Origin of the sequence: Kitasatospora sp. MY 5-36, assembly GCF_001182915.1 — a bacterium.
Taxonomy (GTDB): Bacteria; Actinomycetota; Actinomycetes; order Streptomycetales; family Streptomycetaceae; genus Kitasatospora.
Map to the genome: position 1 here is coordinate 1 of NZ_LFVW01000209.1, position 17,556 is coordinate 17,556.

At 73.0% G+C, this 17,556-nt stretch carries 8 protein-coding genes and 1 pseudogene; 2 read left to right on the top strand and 7 right to left on the bottom strand.

Annotated elements, in window-relative coordinates; genetic code table 11:
* The 4 genes and pseudogenes from AE652_RS15465 to AE652_RS15480 all read right to left on the bottom strand — a co-directional run.
* A pseudogene (locus AE652_RS15465) lies at positions 1–250 on the bottom strand (hypothetical protein); the annotation flags it as partial.
* Positions 251–420: 170 nt separating this feature from the next.
* Positions 421–1,911, bottom strand: a complete 1,491-nt coding sequence (locus AE652_RS15470) for a phosphotransferase (RefSeq protein ID WP_049651955.1) — start codon at positions 1,909–1,911, stop codon at positions 421–423.
* A gap of 252 nt (positions 1,912–2,163) precedes the next feature.
* A complete protein-coding gene (treS, locus tag AE652_RS15475; protein ID WP_049651956.1) occupies positions 2,164–3,888 on the bottom strand; it encodes a maltose alpha-D-glucosyltransferase in 1,725 nt (574 codons plus the stop codon).
* A complete protein-coding gene (locus tag AE652_RS15480; protein ID WP_049651960.1) occupies positions 3,885–5,840 on the bottom strand; it encodes an alpha-1,4-glucan--maltose-1-phosphate maltosyltransferase in 1,956 nt (651 codons plus the stop codon). The genes treS and AE652_RS15480 overlap by 4 nt, the downstream gene beginning before the upstream one ends.
* A gap of 1,042 nt (positions 5,841–6,882) precedes the next feature.
* On the opposite strand from AE652_RS15480, the gene glgP reads away from it, so the two are divergent.
* A complete protein-coding gene (glgP, locus tag AE652_RS15485; protein WP_049651957.1) occupies positions 6,883–9,549 on the top strand; it encodes an alpha-glucan family phosphorylase in 2,667 nt (888 codons plus the stop codon).
* A 139-nt stretch (positions 9,550–9,688) separates the two neighbouring features.
* On the opposite strand, the gene AE652_RS15490 is transcribed toward glgP, so the two are convergent.
* A complete protein-coding gene (locus tag AE652_RS15490; RefSeq protein ID WP_082345743.1) occupies positions 9,689–11,536 on the bottom strand; it encodes an ABC transporter ATP-binding protein in 1,848 nt (615 codons plus the stop codon).
* Positions 11,533–13,407: an ABC transporter ATP-binding protein gene (locus AE652_RS15495; RefSeq protein WP_082345744.1), complete on the bottom strand. Its 1,875-nt coding sequence runs from the start codon at positions 13,405–13,407 to the stop codon at positions 11,533–11,535. Before AE652_RS15495 ends, AE652_RS15490 begins: the two co-directional genes overlap by 4 nt.
* A gap of 234 nt (positions 13,408–13,641) precedes the next feature.
* On the opposite strand from AE652_RS15495, the gene AE652_RS15500 reads away from it, so the two are divergent.
* Entirely contained in the window at positions 13,642–15,069 is a 1,428-nt protein-coding gene (locus tag AE652_RS15500; RefSeq protein ID WP_049651958.1) for a family 2B encapsulin nanocompartment shell protein, read from the top strand.
* 7 nt (positions 15,070–15,076) lie between these two features.
* Here the strand turns inward: AE652_RS15500 and glgX are convergent, their stop codons facing one another.
* On the bottom strand, positions 15,077–17,242 hold the full coding sequence (glgX, locus tag AE652_RS15505; RefSeq protein ID WP_049651959.1) for a glycogen debranching protein GlgX: 2,166 nt from the start codon (positions 17,240–17,242) through the stop codon (positions 15,077–15,079).
* Positions 17,243–17,556: the final 314 nt, after the last annotated feature.

Genomic DNA, 17,556 nt, shown 5'->3' on the forward strand with positions numbered 1-17,556 from the left:
CCTCGGGCAGCCGCAGCGCCCCGGTGGGGGCCGGGCGCTCGGCCCCCCGGGGCTGCGGGGCCGCGAGTGGGTCGGCAGGGGACGGGAGGGTGGCCGGGGGCTCCGAGCCGGTGCCGGCGCCCCCCTCCTCCTCGGCCGCCCGGTGCGCCCCGTGCTCGTGGCCGGTGTGGCCTTCGGCGGGGAGCGGTCCGGCCAGGAAGGTGGCCGGTACGGGGCGGGTGGGGCGGCCGGTCGGGTCGATCGGCGTCACGGCGGGGTCCTCCTGCGGCGGGGTGGGCGAACTCCTGCGGGCGGGACAGGAAACGGGCGGGACAGGAAACGGGCGGGACGGGAGACGCGTGGTGCGGAAACGAGTGGTGCGTGAACGGGCGGTGCGGGAATCGGGCGGTGCGGAATAGGCGTGGGTACGGGAAGGGCCGGTCAGACGGACAGGGCGAGCCGGTTGATCGCGGCCAGCGGGATCGGCAGCCAGCTCGGCCGGTGCCGGGCCTCGTACACCACCTCGTAGACCGCCTTGTCGATCTCCAGCGCCCGCATCAGCTCCGGTGAGGCGGCCGGGTCGGCGCCGCCGCCGGCGGTGTAGCCGGCGCCGTAGGCGGTGCGGTTGCGCTGGGCCCAGGCGGCGGCCAGGTGGGCCAGTTCCGGGTCGACGGGGCCGCCGGCCAGCAGGTGGGCGGCCGCGTAGTCGAAGGAGCGCAGCATCGCGGCGACGTCGCGCAGGGCGGGCTGCGGTTCGCGGCGCTCGTTGACGGACTTGGCGGGCTCGCCCTCGAAGTCCAGCAGCACCCAGCCGTGCGGGGTGCGCATGGCCTGTCCGAGGTGGAGGTCGCCGTGGATGCGCTGGACCGGCAGGCCGTCCGGGTGGGCGTCGGCGAGCTGCTGGAAGGCGGTGCGCAGGGCGGCCCGGAAGCGCAGCAGTCCGGGGACGGCGGCGACGGCGCTGTCCAGCCGGTCGGCCATGGCGCCGGCCAGCCGTCCGGTCTGGGCGCGGTCGAGCCGGGCGACGGGCATCGAGCGGGCGAGGACCCGGTGCACCTCGGCGGTGGCCCGGCCGAGCCGGTGCGCCTCGATGGCGAAGTTGCCGGGGGAGCGGTCCCCCTTGAGCCGGCCGACCTGGTCGAGGGCGAGTTCCCAGCCGTCCTCGGCGTCCGGCAGGTAGCGCTGCAGCAGTCCGAGGGTGGCGGGTTCGGCGCGTTCCATCCGGCTCTCGAACCAGGCGGCGACCCGGGGGATGCGGGTGGAGCCGGCCCGGGAGAGCGCGAGCGACAGTTCGAGGTCGGGGTTGGTGCCGGGGTGGATGCGGCGGAACAGTTTGAGGATGTACGAGGTGCCGTAGATGACCGAGCTGTTGGACTGCTCGGCGGTGGAGGCGCGGCCGGGGAGGTTGGCGGGCAGTCCGGAGCCGGGGGTGCGGCGGAAGGAGAGCGCGCCGAAGCGGTCCCCGGTGGCCAGGTGTTCGAGCAGCCGTCCGGTGAGTTCGGGGTCGTGCACCGCGTCGTAGAGGGTCGCGCCGTCGTACGGGCCCTGGCTGAGCCGGCCGAGCACGGCGGCGGGCCCGATGTCCCCGAGCCCGCCGGAGCGGATGCCGAGCAGCAGCTGGTAGATGTCGCCGTGCGGGGCGCCGGCCGTGGTGGCGTGCTCGACCCGCAGCAGGAGGTGCAGCAGGGCCGGGTCGCCGACCTGCAGCGGGGTGCCGACGACCGGGGTGAGGCCGGTGATGGGCCTCCCCTTGCCGGCGTACCAGCGCTGGGTGGGCAGCCAGGCGGCGATCAGTGGCAGGGCCGCCTGGACGAGTTCGCTGACGCCCAGGGCGGTTCTCCGGGCCCCGGCGCCCCGGGTGCCCGCGGGGGTGGCGGGACCGGTGGGGGCGTCGTCCTGGAGGTGGGCTTGAGAACGGGAGGTTTCGGACATGGCTCCCTTTCCCCGGAAGCACGCGGACTGCCCGACGGGTCGTGGCCGGGTCCGTCAGTCTTCCGGATTGCGGCGGCGCGGCGGTCGCGGCACGCGAGCACGGCTCGGGTGTCACGCCTTCGTGTGGGTGGCCGTTGGGCTGTTCTCCGTACGCGGTGGTGCAGAGAACTCCGGGGGCGCGGGGGTTCAACTCGCGCCCCCGGAGGGTCTGGTGGTGCTGTTCACGGCTGCTGTGCCACGTGCGGCGGATCGTTACTTCGATCGCCTGGTCCCGCTCAGGCGCGGGGGCTGCCGGAGCTGGAACCAGTAGAAGCCGTGCCCGGCCAGGGTGAGCAGGTAGGGCCACTCGCCGATCGACGGGAAGCGCACCCCGCCGATCAGCTCGACCGGGTACCGCCCACCGTACTGCCGCAGGTCCAGCTCGGTCGGCTGCGCGAACCGCGAGAAGTTGTTCACGCACATGACCAGGTCCCCCTCGTACTCGCGCACGAAGGCCAGCACGGCGGGGTTGCTGGAGGGCAGTTCGGCATAGCTGCCGAGGCCGAACGCCGGATTGAGCTTGCGGATCTCGATCATGCGACGCGTCCAGTGCAGCAGGGAGCTCGAACTGCTCTGCTGCGCCTCGACGTTGGTCACCTGATAGCCGTACACCGGGTCCATGATGGGCGGCAGACTGAGCCTGCCCGGGTCGGCGGAGGAGAAACCCGCGTTGCGGTCCGGGGTCCACTGCATCGGGGTGCGCACGCCGTCCCGGTCGCCGAGCCAGATGTTGTCGCCCATGCCGATCTCGTCCCCGTAGTAGAGGACCGGCGAGCCGGGCAGGGAGAGCAGCAGCGCGGTGAACAGCTCGATCTGGTTGCGGTCGTTCTCCAGCAGCGGGGCGAGCCGGCGGCGGATGCCCACGTTGGCGCGCATCCGCGGGTCCTTGGCGTACTCCGCGTACATGTAGTCGCGCTCCTCGTCGGTGACCATCTCCAGGGTCAGCTCGTCGTGGTTGCGCAGGAAGATGCCCCACTGGCAGCCGCCGGGGATCTGCGGGGTCTTGGCGAGGATCTCGGACACCGGGTAGCGGGACTCCCGGCGCACCGCCATGAAGATCCGGGGCATCACCGGGAAGTGGAACGCCATGTGGCACTCGTCGCCGCCGGAGGCGAAGTCGCCGAAGTAGTCGACGACGTCCTCCGGCCACTGGTTGGCCTCGGCGAGCAGCACGGTGTCCGGGTAGTTGGCGTCGATCTCCTTGCGGACCCGCTGGAGGAACTCGTGGGTCTCCGGGAGGTTCTCGCAGTTGGTGCCCTCGCGGGCGAACAGGTACGGCCCCGCGTCCAGCCGGAAGCCGTCGATGCCGAGGTCGAGCCAGAACCGCAGCCCGGCGATCATCTCGTCCTGGACCCGGGGGTTGTCGTAGTTGAGGTCCGGCTGGTGCGAGAAGAAGCGGTGCCAGAAGTACTGCTTGCGGACCGGGTCGTAGGTCCAGTTGGAGGTCTCGGTGTCGACGAAGATGATCCGGGCGTCCGGGTACTGCTTGTCGTCGTCGGCCCACATGTAGAAGTCGCCGTAGGGCCCGTCCGGGTCGGAGCGGGAGGCCTGGAACCACGGGTGCTGGTCGCTGGTGTGGTTCATGACGAAGTCGATCACGATGCGCATGCCGCGGGCGTGGGCGGCGTCGACGAACTCCATGAAGTCGGCGAGGTCGCCGAACTCCGGCAGCACCGAGGTGTAGTCGGAGACGTCGTACCCGCCGTCGCGCAGCGGCGAGGCGAAGAACGGGGGGAGCCAGAGGCAGTCGATCCCGAGCCACTGGAGGTAGTCGAGCTTGGCCGTGAGCCCCTTGAGGTCCCCGACACCGTCGCCGTTGCTGTCCTGGAAGGACCGCACCAGCACCTCGTAGAAGACCGCACGCTTGAACCACTGCGGGTCGAGCTTCTTCTTCGAGGTCTCGGGGAAGGTGTCGGGGACGGGCTCGTTCACTGTCACGCTGGGTTCCTCCGAACCGTGAGGAGGTGAGCCGGCTCGGCTGAGGGATCGAGCCGGACGTAGTTGTGCCGGCCCCAGGTGTAGACGGCGCCGGTGAGCTCGTCGTGCACCGCGTACGGGCCGTCGCCGTCGAGCGTGACGGTGGCCTCCTGGACGTGGTGCGGGTCGAGGTTCACCACGGTGACGACCTGGTCGGTGAGCCCCTCGGGGGTGGTCGCGGTCTTGGAGTAGGCGAGCACCTGGTCGTTGTCGGTGGGGTGGAAGCGCAGGTCGCGCAGCTGCTGGAGGGCGGGGTGGCGGCGGCGCAGCCGGTTCAGCACGGTCAGCAGCGGGGCCAGGGTGTCGGTGCGGCTCCAGTCGCGCGGGCGCAGTTCGTACTTCTCCGAGTGGAGGTACTCCTCGGAGCCCGGGTGGGCCGGCTCGTTCTCGTACAGCTCGAAGCCGGCGTAGACGCCGTAGCTGGGGGAGAGGGTGGCGGCGAGCACCGCGCGGACCGCGAAGGCGGCCCGGCCGCCGTGCTGGAGGTACTCGTGCAGGATGTCCGGCGTGTTGGCGAAGAAGTTGGGCCGCATGTAGGCGGCGGCGTCACCGCTGAGTTCGGTGAGGTAGTCGGTGAGTTCCGGTTTGGTGGTGCGCCAGGTGAAGTACGTGTACGACTGGTGGAAACCGATCTTCGCCAGGGTGTGCATCATCGCGGGGCGGGTGAAGGCCTCCGCCAGGAACACCACGTCGGGGTCGGTCCGGGCGACGTCGGCGAGCACCTTCTCCCAGAACACCACCGGTTTGGTGTGCGGGTTGTCGACCCGGAAGATCCGGACGCCGTGCGACATCCAGAACCGGAGGATCCGGATGGTTTCCTTGACGATTCCGTCCATGTCCTGGTCGAAGTTGACCGGATAGATGTCCTGGTACTTCTTCGGCGGATTCTCGGCGTACGCGATGGTGCCGTCCGTGCGGTGGCTGAACCATTCCGGGTGCTTGTTCACCCAGGGGTGGTCGGGGGAGCACTGGAGGGCGAAGTCCAGCGCCACCTCCAGGTGCAGCGCCTTGGCCTCGGCGACGAAGTGGTCGAAGTCCTCGATGGTGCCGAGGTCCGGGTGGACGGCGTCGTGGCCGCCCTCGGGGGAGCCGATCGCCCAGGGCGAGCCGACGTCGTGCGGGCCGGCCGTCAGGGTGTTGTCCGGGCCCTTGCGGAAGGCTCGGCCGATCGGGTGGACCGGCGGCAGGTAGACCACGTCGAAGCCCATCGCGGCGACGGCCGGCAGGCGTTCGGCGGCGCTGCGCAGGTTGCCCGGGCGCGGCGGCTCGACGCCGGCCGGGTCCACCACGGCGCCCTCCGACCGGGGGAAGAACTCGTACCAGGAGCCGAACAGCGCGCGCTCGCGGTCGACCTGGAGCGGCATCGGGCGGGAGGCGCTGAGCAGCTCGCGCAGCGGGTGGCGGACCAGCGCGTCGAGCACCTCGGGGGCGAGCGCGGCGGCCAGCCGGGACAGCGGCGGCAGGGTCTGGTCGCGCAGCGCGTCGGCGGCGGCCAGCACGTCGGCGCGGCCCTCCTTCTTGGGCACCCCGGCCGCGGCCTGCTCCAGCAGCCGGGCGCCCTCCTCCAGGACCAGCGCGGTGTCGATCCCGGCGGGCAGCTTCACCGAGGCGGTCCGGCGCCAGGTGGCGACCGGGTCGCTCCACGCCTCCACCAGGTACGACCAGCGGCCGGGCCCGGTCGGGGTGACGTACGCGCCCCAGCGGTCGGTGCCCTCGGCCAGTTCGCGCATCGGCGTCCACGGGCCGCTGCGGCCGCGCGGGTCGCGCAGCACCACGTTGGCGTTGACGGCGTCGTGGCCCTCGCGGAAGACGGTCGCGGTGACCAGGAAGGTCTCGCCGACGACGGCCTTGGCCGGGCGGCGGCCGGCGTCGACGAGGGGACTGACGTCCAGGACGGGGATGCGGCCGATCACGGTGTCGCTCTCTGTCGTCTTGCGGGCGGAGGGCTTGCGAGCGGGGGCCTTCCGGGCGGTCGCCCCGGTGGCCGGGGCCTTCGCGGAGGCGGACCCGGCGGCCTCCGCGGTGGCGGCCTTCGGAGCTGCGGTCTTCGGGGTGGTGGCGGTGGTGCGGCGCGTGGTGGTGGTGCGCCTGCGGGGTGCCGCCGCCCGGTCCTCCTCGGCCGCGGGGTGCCGGGCCGTCGAGGGGGCTTCGGATTCGGAGGATCCGGCACGGACCGCCCCGGAGGCCCTCGGCGCCGGCATCGCCGGATCTGTCCGAGTGTCAGAATCCATCCGTCCGGCGGATTCCGCGACCGCTGCGTCGAGGCCTTCGGCCATCGGTGTGGACTGGTCCCGCGTGTCGCCGTGCATGCCAAGCTCCTGCCCGAGATCGGCGGCAGCTCCCCGCGGGCCTGGGTACGGGCCGGGGGAGTACCGGAGGACTGCTGGGTGGGGAGGACGTGCGACCGGAAGCCTGCCCGCGCCGCTGTTCCCGGCAACCTGCCCGGCGCCCGCCGAGCCGGCGGTGGGACGCCCCGGAGCCCGTGTGCGTCCCGGCGCACGCCTCCGCCGGGCGCGCCCCGGCCGACCCGGTCCACCCGTGAACGAGCGGGCCGGTAGGGAGGACACGCGTCCGTGCGCGGTGAGCGCCGAATGGGCTAAGAAGGACGGGAACGGACAACACGAAAAGGATTCGGACGTGCTGCTTCGCGGGGGACGCCACCCGTCGTCGTACTCCCCACTGCATCAACGACCTTCGGTCATCCTCGCACCGGCGACAAGGTTTTTGCAGCGGTACGACAGTAGTTTCGGGCCTTCTCCCGGGTGGATGCGCCATCGGAAATGAAGCCGTACCGAAGAGTTCACGTATTGGTAGCGCGGGCCCTCGAAATGTGCGCCTCGCGCGCCCCCCGTGCAGTCCAATGCGCCGAATGCGATCTCATCAATAGCCCGAACGGATGCCCAATAGTCCACTTGACGCACTGTCCGGCCGACCGCCACGGCTACGCTTCACGCCGTGAAGGCAATCCGCAGATTCACCGTCCGCACCGTCCTGCCCGAACAACTCCAGCCGCTGCACGAGCTGGCCCTCAACCTGCGCTGGTCCTGGCACCCCGAGACCAGGGACCTCTTCCGGTCCGTGGACCCGGAGGTCTGGGCCGCGACCGGCGAGGACCCGGTGCGGCTGCTCGGGGAGGTCCCGGCCGCCCGGCTGGCCGCGCTCGCCGCCGACCGGCGCTTCCTGCGCAGACTCGGCGACCTCGCCGACGACCTGCGCGAGTACCTGACCGGCCCCCGCTGGTACCAGACCCGGCAGCAGTCCGACGCCGCCCCGCTGCCCGCCGCGATCGCCTACTTCTCGCCCGAGTACGGCATCGCCGCCGCGCTGCCCCAGTACTCCGGCGGGCTCGGCATCCTGGCCGGCGACCACCTCAAGGCCGCCAGCGACCTCGGCGTGCCGGTCGTCGGCGTCGGCCTGTTCTACCGGCACGGCTACTTCCGCCAGTCCCTGAGCCGGGACGGCTGGCAGCAGGAGCGCTATCCGCTGCTCGACCCGGACGAACTCGCGGTCAGCCTGCTGCGGGAGGCCGACGGCACCCCCGGCCGGGTCGACCTGGCCCTGCCCGGCGGCCGCACCCTGGCCGCCCACATCTGGAAGGCCCAGGTCGGGCGGGTCCCGCTGCTGCTGCTCGACTCCGACATCGAGGCCAACTCGCCCGCCGAGCGGGACGTCACCGACCGGCTGTACGGCGGCGGCAGCGAGCACCGGCTGCTCCAGGAGATGCTGCTCGGCATCGGCGGCGTCCGGGCGGTGCGCGCCTACTGCCGGCTCACCGGGCACCCCGCCCCCGACGTCTTCCACACCAACGAGGGCCACGCCGGCTTCCTCGGCGTGGAGCGCATCCGCGAACTGGTCGCCGACGACCGGACCGGCCTCGACTTCGCCGCCGCCCTGGAGGCCGTCCGGGCCGGCACCCTCTTCACCACCCACACGCCCGTCCCGGCCGGCATCGACCGCTTCGACCGCGAGCTGGTCGCCCGCCACTTCGGCGGCGACGCCGCGCTGCCCGGCGTGCCGGTCGAGCAGGTGCTCGCGCTCGGCGCCGAGAGCTGGCAGGACGGGGACCCGAAGCTCTTCAACATGGCCGCCATGGGCCTGCGGCTGGCCCAGCGAGCCAACGGGGTCTCCACCCTGCACGGCGAGGTCAGCCGCTCGATGTTCAACGGCCTGTGGCCCGGCTTCGACCCGGCCGAGGTGCCGATCACCTCGGTCACCAACGGCGTGCACGCCGCCACCTGGATCGACCCGGCGGTGGTCCGGCTCGGCGCCGCCGAGATCGGCGCCGAGCGCGCCGAGGAGGCGATGACCACCGGCGAGAGCAAGCGCTGGACGGGCCTGGAGCGGATCGGCAACACCGAGGTCTGGCAACTGCGGCGCGCCCTGCGGGCCCAGCTGGTGGAGGAGGCCCGCCGCCGGCTGCACGCCTCCTGGCGCCGGCGCGGGGCCGGCGAGGCCGAGCTCGGCTGGGTCTCCTCGGTGCTCGACCCCGACGTGCTCACCATCGGCTTCGCCCGCCGGGTGCCCTCGTACAAGCGGCTCACCCTGATGCTGCGCGACCAGGAGCGGCTGCGCGCGCTGCTGCTGCACCCCACCCGGCCGGTGCAGATCGTGGTCGCCGGCAAGGCCCACCCGGCGGACGACGGCGGCAAGCGGCTGATCCAGCAGATGGTCGCCTTCGCCGACGACCCGGCGGTGCGGCACCGGATCGTCTTCCTGCCGGACTACGACATGGCGATGGCCCAGCGCCTCTACCCGGGCTGCGACGTCTGGCTGAACAACCCGCTGCGCCCGCTGGAGGCCTGCGGCACCTCCGGGATGAAGGCGGCGCTCAACGGCTGCCTCAACCTGTCCGTCCTGGACGGCTGGTGGGACGAGTGGTTCGACGGCCGCAACGGCTGGGCGATCCCCACGGCCGACGAGAGCGGCGGGGCGCTCGACCCGGACAGCGGCGAGGCCGAGCGGCGCGACGACATCGAGGCGGCCGCGCTCTACGACCTGATCGAGAACCAGGTCGCCGCCCGGTTCTACGACCGGGACGCGGACGGGCTGCCGCAGCAGTGGATCGCCATGGTCCGGCACACCCTGGTCACCCTCGGGCCCAAGGTGCTGGCCGGGCGGATGGTCCGGGAGTACGTCGAGCGGCTGTACGCCCCGGCGGCGCAGGCCCAGCGGGAGCTGGCCGGGCAGCACGGCCACGGCGCGCGGGAGCTGGCGCTCTGGAAGGCGACGGTCCGGGAGGCCTGGCCGGCCGTCCGGGTCGAGCACGTCGAGGCGGACTGCCCGACCGAGGCGCAGGAGCTGGGCAGTTCGCTGGAGCTGCGGGTGCAGGTCGCGCTCGGGACGCTGCGGCCGGGCGACGTCGAGGTGCAGGCGGTCTCCGGCCGGGTGGACGAGCGGGACCGGATCTCGGACGCCTGCCTGCTCGCCCTCAAGCCGGTCGGCGGGCCCGACCTGGACGGCCGGATCCGCTACGAGGGCTCGCTGGAGCTCTGCCGGACCGGCCCGTTCGGCTACACCGTCCGGGTGCTGCCCGCGCACCCGCGGCTGGCCTCGCCGGCCGAGCTGGGGCTGGTCGCGCTGCCGGCCGAGTCGGCCGGGATGGACGCGGGGCTGCTGCGCTGAGGCCGCGGGCGGCCGTCCACCGGTGGTGAACCGGGTGGGCGGCCGCCCGCGTACCTCCGTGCGGGAAATGGGGAATGCCCGGCCGGGTGCGTGACGGCGCACCCGGACGGGCACATTCGTGGGGTCCGGGGCCGGGGCCCTAGACCAGGCTGTCCCGCCAGGCCCGGTGGAGGGCGGCGAAACGGCCGGAGCCGTCGATCAGCTCCTGTGGGGAGCCATCCTCCACGATCCGGCCCTGGTCCATCACCAGGACACGGTCGGCGATCTCCACGGTGGAGAGCCGGTGGGCGATGATCACGGCCGTCCGTCCGGCCAGCACGGTGCGCATGGCCCGCTGCACGGCCTGCTCCCCGGGGACGTCCAGCGAGCTGGTCGCCTCGTCCAGGATCAGCACCGCCGGGTCGGCCAGCAGTGCGCGGGCGAAGGCCACCAGCTGGCGCTGGCCGGCCGAGATCCGGCCGCCGCGCTTGCGCACGTCGGTGTCGAAGCCGTCCGGCAGGGCGGCGATGAACTCGTACGCGCCGATGTCCCGGGCGGCCTGCTCGACCTCCTCCCGGGTGGCGCCGGGGCGGCCGACCGCGATGTTCTCGGCGACGGTGCCGGAGAACAGGAAGGACTCCTGGGTCACCATCACGACGCCGCGCCGCAGTTCGGGGGTGGCCAGGTCGCGCAGGTCCACGCCGTCCAGCCGGATCCGGCCGTCGGTCGGGTCGTAGAAGCGGGCCAGCAGCTTGGCGACCGTGGACTTGCCCGCGCCCGTCGCGCCGACCACCGCGACCGTCTGCCCGGCGGGGATCAGCAGGTCGAAGGCCGGCAGCACCTCCTTGCCCGTCCGGTAGGCGAAGCGGGTGCCCTCGAAGGCGACCGCGCGGCCCTGGCCGGAGGCCTCCGGCAGCTCGGCGGGTTCGGCCGGCTCGGCGACGGTCGGCTCGTGGGCGAGCAGGCCGGCGATCTTCTCCAGGGCGGCGGCGGCCGACTGGTAGCTGTTCAGGAACATCGCCAGCTGGTCGACCGGGTCGAAGAGCCGGCGCAGGTAGAGCGCGAAGGCGGTGAGCACGCCCAGCTCCAGCGCGTCGTCGACGACCAGGTAGGCGCCGAGCAGCACCACGCCGGCGAACCACAGGTTGGCGGTGAGGCGGGAGAGGCCGACGTAGCGGGCGATCTCCAGCAGGCCGTCCGCGGTGGCGGTGGCGGACTGCCGGTTGACCACGGCGAAGGCGGCGTCGTTGGCCTTCTCCCGGCGGAAGGCCTGCACCGGGCGGATGCCGTTCATGGTCTCGGTGAAGCGGACGATCAGCGAGGCGGCTGAGGTGCGCGAGCGCCGGTAGACCCGGCGCGAGCGGCGGCGGAAGGAGTGGGCGATCAGGGCGAGCGGCAGGAAGGACGCCAGCGAGACCAGGCCGAGCCGCCAGTCCAGCACCACCAGCAGCACCGAGATGTAGCAGACCGACAGCAGGACCGTCAGCAGCTCCTGGAGGCCCTCGGAGAGCAGCTCGCGCAGCGCGTCGATGTCGCTGGTGGCGCGGGAGATGATCCGGCCCGAGGTGTAGCGCTCGTGGAAGTCCAGGCTGAGCCGCTGGGCGTGCCGGAAGATCCGGCCGCGCAGCTCCAGCACGATGTCCTGGTTGACCCGGGCGCTGATCTTGATGAAGACCCACTGCAGCACCGGGCTGAGCAGCGCGCAGAACAGGTAGGCCGCGACCACGGCGACCAGCGGGCCGGAGTCGTGCTCGCGCAGCGCCGGGATGCCGCGGTCCATCGCCACCGCGACCAGCAGCGGGCCGGACTGGAGCGCGGCCTGCTGGACCAGGATCACCACCATCGCGATGGTGATCCGGGCCCGGTGGGTGCGCAGCAGCGAGCGCAGCAGCGCCCGGGGCGCGCCCGGCGGGACGGGGATGTCCTCCTCGTCGGCCGGCGGCGGGGGCAGCTCCTCCTCGGCCGGCGCGACGGGTTCGGCCCGTACGGGTTCGGCGGTGGTGGTCATGCGCGCGCTCCTTCCGGTGCGAGGGGGCCGTCGGGTATCAGGGCGGCCTCGCCCGACATCAGTTCCCGGTAGTGCGCGCAGTCGCGCAGCAGTTCCTGGTGGGTGCCGACGGCCGTGATCCGGCCGTCCGCCAGCACCGCGACCCGGTCGGCGAGCAGCACGGTGCTGGGGCGGTGGGCGACCACCAGGGCGGTGGTGGTGCCGAGGACCTCGCGCAGGGCCCGCTCGACGAGGGCCTCGGTGTGCACGTCCAGGGCGGAGAGCGGGTCGTCCAGGACGAGGAAGGCCGGGTCGCCGACCACCGCGCGGGCCAGCGCGAGGCGCTGGCGCTGGCCGCCGGACAGGCTCAGGCCCTGTTCGCCGACCTCGGTGTCCGGGCCGTTCGGGAGCTTCTCGACGAAGCCGGCCTGGGCGGTGTCGAGGGCGGTGCGCAGCTGTTCCTCGCCGGCGCCCGGGGCGCCCATCAGGACGTTCTCCCGGACGGTGGCGGAGAACAGGGTGGGCTCCTCGAAGGCGACCGAGACGAGTTCGCGCAGTCGCGGCCGGGGCAGTTCGCGGATGTCCCGGCCGTCCAGCGTGATGGTGCCGGCGGTGGCCTCGTACAGCCGGGGGAGCAGGGCGGTGAGGGTGGTCTTGCCGCTGCCGGTGGCGCCGACCAGGGCCATCGTCTCGCCGCTGCGGATGTGCAGGTCGACGCCGGCCAGCAGGTCGGGGCTGCCGTCGGGGGCGTCGGGGTAGCGGAAGCGGACGCCGGTGAAGCGGATGCCGTCCGGGGTGGTGGGCGCCGCGGCGGTGCCCGGGGCGGGGGCGTCGGCCTCGGGGGTGTCCGGTTCGTCCAGCACCTCGAAGAAGCGGTCGGTGGCGGTGGCGGCCTCGTTGGCGTAGGCGAGCAGCCAGCCGAGCGACTCGACCGGCCAGCGCAGCGCGAGCGCGGTGGAGAGGAAGGCGACCAGGGTGCCGGCGCTCAGGTCGTCGTGGGCCACCAGGTAGGCGCCGACGGCGAGGGCGCCGGCGAGCGCGATCTCCGGCAGGCCGACGATGACGGCCCAGAGGTTGGCGAGCAGGTGCGCCTTGCGCAGTTCGGTGCGCCGCAGCTCCTGGGCCTGGGCGCGGAAGCGCTCGGTCATCGACCGGTGCCGGCCGAAGGCCTTGAGGATGCGGATGCCGAGGACGGACTCCTCGACCAGGGTGGCGATGTCCCCGTTCTGGTCCTGGGCGAGCCGGGCGGCGCCGGAGAAGCCGGACTCGAACCGCCGGGTGAGCACGAACAGCGGGACGACGGGCACCAGGGCGATCAGCGCGAGCCGCCAGTCCTGGGTGAACATCACCACGGTGCCGGCCAGGAACATCACCGAGTTGACGATCAGGAAGACCAGCGGGAAGGCCAGGAACAGCCGCATGGTGTACATGTCGGCGGTGGCCCGGGAGAGCAGCTGGCCGGAGCCCCAGCGGTCGTGGAAGGAGACCGGCAGCCGCTGGAGCTTGGCGAAGAGGTCTCCGCGCATCGCCGTCTCCAGCCCGGCCAGCGGGCGGGCCAGTACCACCCGGCGGGTGTAGAACAGCGCGGACTCGACCATTCCGAGGACCAGCAGCAGGCCGACCAGCGGCCAGAGGCCGGCCAGGTCGTGCTCGGCGAGCGGGCCGTCCACGATCAGGCCGAGGACCACCGGGACGGCGAGGGTGCTGAGCATGCCGAGGGTGGCGGCCGTCACCGAGACGGCCAGCCGGCCGCGGACGGCGCGCGCGTACGGCCACAGGCGCAGCAGGGAGCGGACCGTGGAGTGCCGCGGCCCGGGCCCGGCGGGGCCGGTTCCGTCGCTCTGGGGGCTTCCCGGGGTCGGGTTCTCGGGGTCTTGTCTGTTCTCGGCCATCGCGGTGAGGGTAGGCAGACGGGCCGTCATTTCTCATCCGGTTTTTCGCCCCTGTCGGTGGCGCCCGGCGAGAACCGGCCACTCGGACGGGCGGTGCGGGCGCGAATTAGGGGGCGCGCGCCGCCATTCGTGCAGGTAGGAGTGCGCCGTGCGCCTCTTGCGGGCGCCTGCCGATGAGCCGATGACACGTCCTGTACGGATGTCCAGTGGTGCGTGAGTGACAGGAGTGCACAGATGACGGTCGAAACCGAGCCCACCCCCGGCCCCGGCTCGGCAATCGTGCAGGTACGGGCCCAGCTCAGCCTCAGCACGACCGCGGCGAGGAACCTGGCGACGACGACCAAGTCGAAGCCGCAGATGCAGGAGATCACCTCCCGCTGGCTGCTGAAGATGCTGCCGTGGGTGCAGGTCAGCGCGGGTACCTACCGGGTCAACCGGCGGCTGAGCTACGCGCCCGGGCGCGGCCGGGTGAGCTTCGCCAAGACCGGCGCCGCGGTGACGGTGATCGCCCCCTCGCTGGCGGAGGTCCCGGCGCTGCGCGGCTTCGAGGACGAGGAGGTGCTGGCCGAGCTGGCCCGCCGGTTCGTGCAGCGGGACTTCGCGCAGGGCGAGGTGCTGGTGCAGGAGGGGGCGCCGATCGAGGAGGTGTTCCTGATCGCGCACGGCAAGGTGGACCGGATCGGCACCGGCAAGTACGGCGAGGTGACGGTGCTCGGCACGCTCGCCGACGGCGACCACGTCGGCGACGAGGCGATCACCGAGGGCGGCGGCAGCTGGCCGTACACCGTGAAGGCGAGCACCTCCGGGGTCGCGATGGCGCTGTCCTGGCCGGTGCTCCAGGAGCTGATCGGCCGTTCCGAGTCGCTGCGCGAGCAGCTGCTGGGCTTCGCCGCGGACGCGGCGCAGGCGCAGAACGAGCACGGCGAGGCGGAGATCGACCTCGCGGCCGGCCGGCAGGGCGAGTACGAGCTGCCCGGCGCCTTCGTGGACTACGAGCTCAAGCCGCGCGAGTACGAGCTGAGCGTCGCGCAGACCGTGCTCAAGGTGCACAGCCGGGTCGCGGACCTCTACAACCAGCCGATGAACCAGACCGAGGAGCAGCTGCGGCTGACCATCGAGGCCCTGCGGGAGCGGCAGGAGCACGAGATCATCAACAACCCGGAGTTCGGCCTGCTCGGCAACACCGACTTCGACCAGCGGATCCAGACCCGCGCCGGGGCGCCCACCCCGGACGACCTGGACGAGCTGCTGAGCATGCGCCGCGACACCGACTACCTGTTCGCCCACCCGCGCGCGATCGCGGCCTTCGAGCGGGAGTGCAACCGGGTCGGCGTCTACCCGTCCACCGTCGACGTCCTCGGCAAGCAGCGGCCGACCTGGCGCGGGGTGCCGATCTTCCCGTGCAACAAGATCCCGGTGTCCGACCAGCAGACCAGCGCGTTCATCGCGATGCGCGTCGGCGAGGACAACCAGGGCGTGGTCGGCCTGACCCAGATCGGCATCCCGGACGAGGTGGAGCCGGGCCTGAACGTCCGCTTCATGGGCATCGACGAGAAGGCGATCGCCTCCTACCTGGTGAGCACCTACTACTCGGCGGCGGTGCTGGTGCCGGACGCGATCGGCGTGCTGGAGAACGTCGAGCTCGGGCACGCCGGGAGCTGAGCCCCGGCTACGTGGCGGGGGCGGGCGCGCGCAGCAGCCGCAGCGAGCGCCCGCCCAGCACGACGGTGCCGGCCGGGGACGGTTCGTCGGGGTGTACGGCGGCGGTGTCGACCAGGGGCTCCCAGCCGGGGGCCGGCGCCGCCGCGGGCAGGGTGAACACCACCGGTTCGTGGCCCGCGTTGAGCAGCAGCAGGAAGCCGTCGTCGCCGATCGGCCGCCCGGCCTCGTCGCGTTCGGGCAGCGCGGAGCCGGAGAGCAGCATGCCGAGGCAGGCGGTCGGCGCGAACCAGTCGGCCTCGGTCATCTCCGTGCCGCGCGGGGTGAACCAGGTGAGGTCGGGCCGGCCGCCGGGGGTGGTGGCCCGGCCGGAGAAGAACGCCCGCCGGTGGAGTACCGGGTGGTCCCGGCGCAGCCGGACCAGCCGGGCGGTGAGCGCGCACAGCTCCTGCCAGCCGGGCTGTTCCAGCAGCGACCAGTCCAGCCAACCGACCTCGTTGTCCTGGCAGTAGGCGTTGTTGTTGCCGCCCTGGGTGCGGCCGAGCTCGTCCCCGGCGGTGAGCATCGGGACGCCGGCGGAGAGCAGCAGGGTGGCCGTCAGGTTGCGCAGTTGGCGCAGGCGCAGCCGGTTGACCTGCTCGTCGGTGGTCTCGCCCTCGGCGCCGTGGTTCCAGGAGCGGTTGTCGTCGGTGCCGTCCCGGTTGTCCTCGCCGTTGGCCTCGTTGTGCTTGCGGTCGTAGGAGACCAGGTCGCGCAGGGTGAAACCGTCGTGCGCCGTCACGTAGTTGACCGAGGCGTACGGGCGGCGGCCGGCCCGCTGGTAGAGGTCGGAGGAGCCGGAGAGGCGGTAGCCGAGTTCGCGCACGTCCGGGCGGGCGCCGCGCCAGAAGTCCCGGACGGTGTCGCGGTACTTGTCGTTCCACTCGGCCCACAGCGGGGGGAAGCCGCCGACCTGGTAACCGCCGGGGCCGACGTCCCAGGGCTCGGCGATCAGCTTCACCCGGTTCAGCACCGGGTCCTGGGCGACGGCGGCGAGGAAGGGGTGGTCGGTGTCGACGGCGTCGCCGCCGTTCGTGCCGCCGCGGGCCAGGGCGGCGGCCAGGTCGAAGCGGAAGCCGTCCACACCCATCTCGGTGACCCAGTACCGCAGCGAGTCGGTGACCAGCCGGATCACCTGGGGGCGGCGGGTGTCCAGGGTGTTGCCGCAGCCGGTGTAGTCGGCGTAGCCGCGCGGGCGGTTCGGCGGGAGGCGGTAGTAGGCGGCGTTGTCGATGCCGCGGAGGCTGAGCGAGGGGCCGAGTTCGGCGCCCTCGGCGGTGTGGTTGAACACCACGTCCAGGATCACCTCGATCCCGGCGGCGTGCAGGGCGCGGACCATCCGCTTGAACTCGCCGACCTGGCCGCCGCGGGAGCCGGAGGCGGAGTAGCCGGCGTGCGGGGCGAAGTAGCCGATCGTGTTGTAGCCCCAGTAGTTGACCAGGCCGCGGGCCTGGAGGTGGTCCTCGCTGGCGTACTGGTGCACCGGCAGCAGTTCGACGGCCGTCACCCCGAGGCGGGTGAGGTGGGCGAGGGCGGCGGGGTGGGCGAGGCCGGCGTAGGTGCCGCGCAGCGGCGGGGGGACGTCGGGGTGGCGCATGGTGAAGCCGCGCACGTGCAGCTCGTAGAGGACGGTCTCGGCCCACGGGGTCTTCGGGCGGCGGTCGTCGGACCAGTCGTCCTCGTCGTGGACGACCACGGACCTGGGCACGTACGGCGCGGAGTCGCGGTTGTCCCGGACGGTGTCGGCGACGTCCGCCTCGGGCCAGTTGCGGACGGCCGCGCAGGCGGCGTCGTGGGAGGTGTAACAGCCGTCGACGGCGCGGGCGTACGGGTCGAGCAGCAGCTTGGCGGGGTTCCAGCGGGCGCCGGTCCACGGGTCCCAGCGGCCGTGCACGCGGTAGCCGTAGCGGGTGCCGGGGCGTACGCCGGGGAGGAAGCCGTGCCAGACCTGGACGTCCTGCTCGGTGAGGTGGTGGCGGGTCTCCTGGCCGTCCTCGTCGAACAGGCACAGTTCGACGGCTTCGGCGGCGGGGGCCCAGAGGGCGAAGTTGGTGCCTCGCCGGCCCGTGCGGTCCAGGTGGTGGCGGGCGCCGAGGGGTTGGCAGCTGCCGGGGTTCAGCTGCTGTTCTGACGCCATGGCGGGGGCCTCCCTGGGCGGGGTGTTCTGGGTCCATTCACCTTCTCTTTCCCGGAATGTGTTGGCCGGAAGCGGTCCGGGGTTTCGGGAGCGGGGGTTTCGGGGGCGGCGTGTCTTCGTTGGGAGGGTTCTCGTTGTTCCGGGCATCGGACTTGAACAGTGGGAGGGCCCCGGGATGCGGCGCCGTGGACGGGTGTGGGCGCGGGGCGTGGCGGCGGTGGCCTGCTGCGTGGCGGTCCTGGCGGGGTGCGGCGGGCCTCCGGTCGTGCCGGACGGGGACGCGGTGGGGCCGGGCGGGCGTACGGCCCCGGCGG